Raw genomic sequence first — 3,152 nt, 5'->3', positions numbered from 1 at the left:
GTAACCATCCGGCGTAGGCCGCGGCAGCGATGCTCAGGGGGCGCCCTTGGGCGCTTTGGGTTTGGCGGGCCGGGGAGCCCATCTTTTCGCGAGCCGGTCAAAGCGTTCGACGATGCTGTCGCTACAGGCATCTTCGGGATCAAATGATCCACCTGACCAGCGGACCATATCTTCGTGCTGCTCGTGGTCCGGATCGGCGAGGGCTACGAGGAATTCCTCGTAGCCGGGGGCACCACCGACGTCCTCGGGCGGGCAGGCTCCGCTGGCTTTCAGAAGCCGCGGATAGGTCACACCCGGGACGGCCTCGTTGACCTTCTCGATCCGGATGCTGTGGTCCCAGTCATCACCGAAGTCGTAAACATAGTGGATCGTCCTGGTGCCGGTGTCCTCGAGCACTTTTTGCAGCGTTGCCTTCTTCGCGGGCATGGGGCCGTCGTAGAAGCCGTCGGGGTCGGGCATGCCCCAACCGGCGTCACCGGCCCGGAATTCGTAGAGATGGGTGTCCGTCCACCCCATCGCCGCCTGGATCACCTCATGCAGCCGGTCGAGCCTGATCTTCAACGGCACTTCGATATGGCGCATCGGCTGCGGATCGACGTCGTTGAGGAGGATCCGGAGGCGGGCGATCAGGGTCATGCGGCCATCCTTTGTGGGGCTTGAGTCCAGTTCCAGGGCAGTAATTCTGGCAGGCGGGACAGAGGCGTGTCTGCCAGTCGTGCCAAGACATCAGCCAGCCAGGCTTGAGGATCGACGTCGTTCATCCTGGCGGTGACGATGAGGGAATACATGAAGGCGGCGCGCTCGCCACCGCGCGGCGATCCGGCGAAGAGCCAGGCTTTCCGGCCGAGTGCAACGCCGCGGAGAGCTCGTTCGGCGGCATTGTTCGTAAGGCAGATACGGCCGTCATCGAGGAAGCGGGTAAAGGCTTCCCAGCGGCCGTCTTCTTCGAACATGTAGTTGATGGCCTTGGCGACGGGGTTGTGCTTCGACATCCGGGCGCGTTCGGATCGCAGCCAGTCATGCAGATCGCTAACCATCGGGCGCACCAGCCGCTGACGGGCGTCATGGCGGGCCTCGGCGGTCAGGCCGTTGATCTCGCGTTCGACATCGAAGATGGTATCGAAGCGTCTGACGGCTTCCAGTGCCACAGGCGAGATCTCCTCGGCCACCGATCTGCCCTTGCGAGCCGTGGCTTTGACATCCGCCAGTTCGAAGAACTTGCGCCGGGCATGCGACCAGCACAGCGCGCTGCGCACCGGCGCGGGCTTGTGATCATGGCGATAGAGATCGTTGTAACCGCCATAAGCGTCGGCCTGCAGGAGGCCAGACCAGCCCGTCAGATGCCGGGTCGGGTGTTCTTTCCTGCGGTCGGTGGAGAAGTAGTAGAGCACAGCCGGAGGCGCCCCACCTCCGAAGGGCCGGTCATCGCGAAGATAGGTCCAGAGGCGGGCGGTCTTGGTGCCTCCCTTGGCCAGAAGCGGCACGGTGGTGTCGTCCGCATGCAATCGTTCAGCGCCGAGGACATGGGCGCGGATCAGATCGTGGATCGGCTGCAGGGCGACGGCGCAGGCCCCGACCTGGTCAGCCAGGGTGGACAGGCTGATCTCGACGCCCTCCTTCGCGTAGCGTTCCGCCTGCCGGTTCAGGGGTTGATGCTGGCCGAACTTCTCGAACAGCACCATCGCCAGCAGGTTGGGGCCCGCCCAGCCCCGAGGCGTCGGATGAAACGGCGCCGGCGGCTGGCTGATCTTCTCGCAGTCCCGGCAGGTGAACTTCTCGCGGATGGTCCGGATCACCTTCCACTTTCGGGGAATGACCTCCAGTGTCTCGGTGACGTCCTCGCCCATCTTCATGATGCGCGATGATCCGCAGCAGTTGCAGGAGGTCGGCGCTTCGACCACCACGCGCTCGCGCGGCAGATGCTCGGGGAACGGCTTGCGGGCCGGGCGGCGGCGTTCGAACGCCGAGACCATCGCCCCTGGGCCCGCTGCCTCCGCTTTGGCCCGGTCATCAGCAATGTCGGTCTCGATGTCCTCGAGTTGCATCTCGAGTTGTTCGATCAGCCGGGCATGGCGTTCGGCGCTCTGGCCGTATTGCTCGCGCCGGAGTTTGGCGATCTGCAGCCTAAGGTGCCGGATCATGTCTTCGGAGACCGAGACGATCGCCTGAACCTGGGTCAACTCCCCCTTGGTGGCGACCAAGGCGCCCTCTGCGGCAGACGCGCGGGCCTCTGCCGCGGCGAGTGCGGCGCGCAGAACAGCGATCTCAGATGCGGTCTCCGTCATGCCAAAGACCTACCACGCGGTCCCGAAATAGTCCAATAAAACAAGGGTATTTTGACTATCACCCCGCCGAGGCAGGTCGTTGCGTCCAACGCGGATTGCGCCAGTCGATCCCTTCCAGAAGATAACCGAGCTGTGCCGCTGAGACCGGAACGGCCGAGCCATTCTGGCTCACCGGCCAGATGAACTTCCCCGCCTCCAGTCGCTTCAGATACAGCGACATGCCGACGCCATCGTGCCAGAGGATCTTGATCAAGTCGCCCTTGCGCCCCCGGAAGCAGAAGATCTCACCACCGTGCGGATCACGGCCGAGCCCCTGCTGGACCTTTAACGCCAGGCTGTTCATCCCGCACCTCATGTCCGTCACGCCGCCTGCAATCCAGACCTTTGCCCCGGCAGGAAAAGCGATCATCGCGGGTCCAGCACTGCAAGCAGCGCCGCCAGATGCGAAGGGGTAAGCGCGGTGGGGATCGTCATCCGCCGACCATTCGTCAGGGTGATCTCGATCCGGGCATTGTCTGCCTCTCTCGAGGGCTGCTCCGTTGACGCGGGAGGAGACCCTTCCATCACCAACGGCATGAACCCACCAGCTTCCGGCGCACCGAGCATCCCGCGGCGATACTCGCGCCGCCAGATCGAAAGCAGCGACCGCGAAATCCCATACCGGCGGGCCGTCGCTGAGCCTTGCCGGTAGCCGCGCAGGCTCTCCTCGACGATCCGGACCTTGTCCTCGTCAGACCAGTGCCGACGACGGCCAGCCTCATCAGCGGCGAAGATCTCGATTGGTGAAACAACTGAAGCGCATGCCATAAGGCAATGCCTTACGACCATTTGCTAAGTCAGAGCAGACGGCCCTCACCGCAGGCTTAC

Annotated in this window: 4 protein-coding genes; all 4 read right to left on the bottom strand. The window is 64.0% G+C overall.

The window, feature by feature from the left end:
• Window positions 1-33 precede the first annotated feature (33 nt).
• From QPR87_RS23375 to tnpA, 4 genes are read right to left on the bottom strand one after another with little or no spacing between them, the layout of a single operon-like run.
• On the bottom strand, window positions 34-636 hold the full coding sequence (locus tag QPR87_RS23375; RefSeq protein ID WP_285051549.1) for a plasmid pRiA4b ORF-3 family protein: 603 nt from the start codon (window positions 634-636) through the stop codon (window positions 34-36).
• Window positions 633-2,285, bottom strand: a complete 1,653-nt coding sequence (gene tnpC, locus QPR87_RS23370) for an IS66 family transposase (protein WP_285051548.1) — start codon at window positions 2,283-2,285, stop codon at window positions 633-635. Before tnpC ends, QPR87_RS23375 begins: the two co-directional genes overlap by 4 nt.
• A gap of 58 nt (window positions 2,286-2,343) precedes the next feature.
• Complete coding sequence (gene tnpB / locus QPR87_RS23365) at window positions 2,344-2,694, bottom strand: IS66 family insertion sequence element accessory protein TnpB (RefSeq protein ID WP_285051547.1); 351 nt, start codon at window positions 2,692-2,694, stop codon at window positions 2,344-2,346.
• Complete coding sequence (gene tnpA / locus QPR87_RS23360; RefSeq protein ID WP_285051546.1) at window positions 2,691-3,092, bottom strand: IS66-like element accessory protein TnpA; 402 nt, start codon at window positions 3,090-3,092, stop codon at window positions 2,691-2,693. Before tnpA ends, tnpB begins: the two co-directional genes overlap by 4 nt.
• Between the last annotated feature and the right edge of the window lie 60 nt (window positions 3,093-3,152).

It is taken from the genome of Paracoccus sp. SSJ (genome assembly GCF_030234105.1).
Taxonomy (GTDB): domain Bacteria; phylum Pseudomonadota; class Alphaproteobacteria; order Rhodobacterales; family Rhodobacteraceae; genus Paracoccus; species Paracoccus denitrificans.
This window is presented reverse-complemented; position numbering and strand designations above follow the sequence as displayed.

What these genes read in the sequence shown, in the direction of transcription:
- QPR87_RS23375 (WP_285051549.1), bottom strand. Translation starts at nt 636, where the DNA reads ATGACCCTGATCGCCCGCCTCCGGATCCTCCTCAACGACGTCGATCCG.
- tnpC (WP_285051548.1), bottom strand. Translation starts at nt 2,285, where the DNA reads ATGACGGAGACCGCATCTGAGATCGCTGTTCTGCGCGCCGCACTCGCC.
- tnpB (WP_285051547.1), bottom strand. Translation starts at nt 2,694, where the DNA reads ATGATCGCTTTTCCTGCCGGGGCAAAGGTCTGGATTGCAGGCGGCGTG.
- tnpA (WP_285051546.1), bottom strand. Translation starts at nt 3,092, where the DNA reads ATGGCATGCGCTTCAGTTGTTTCACCAATCGAGATCTTCGCCGCTGAT.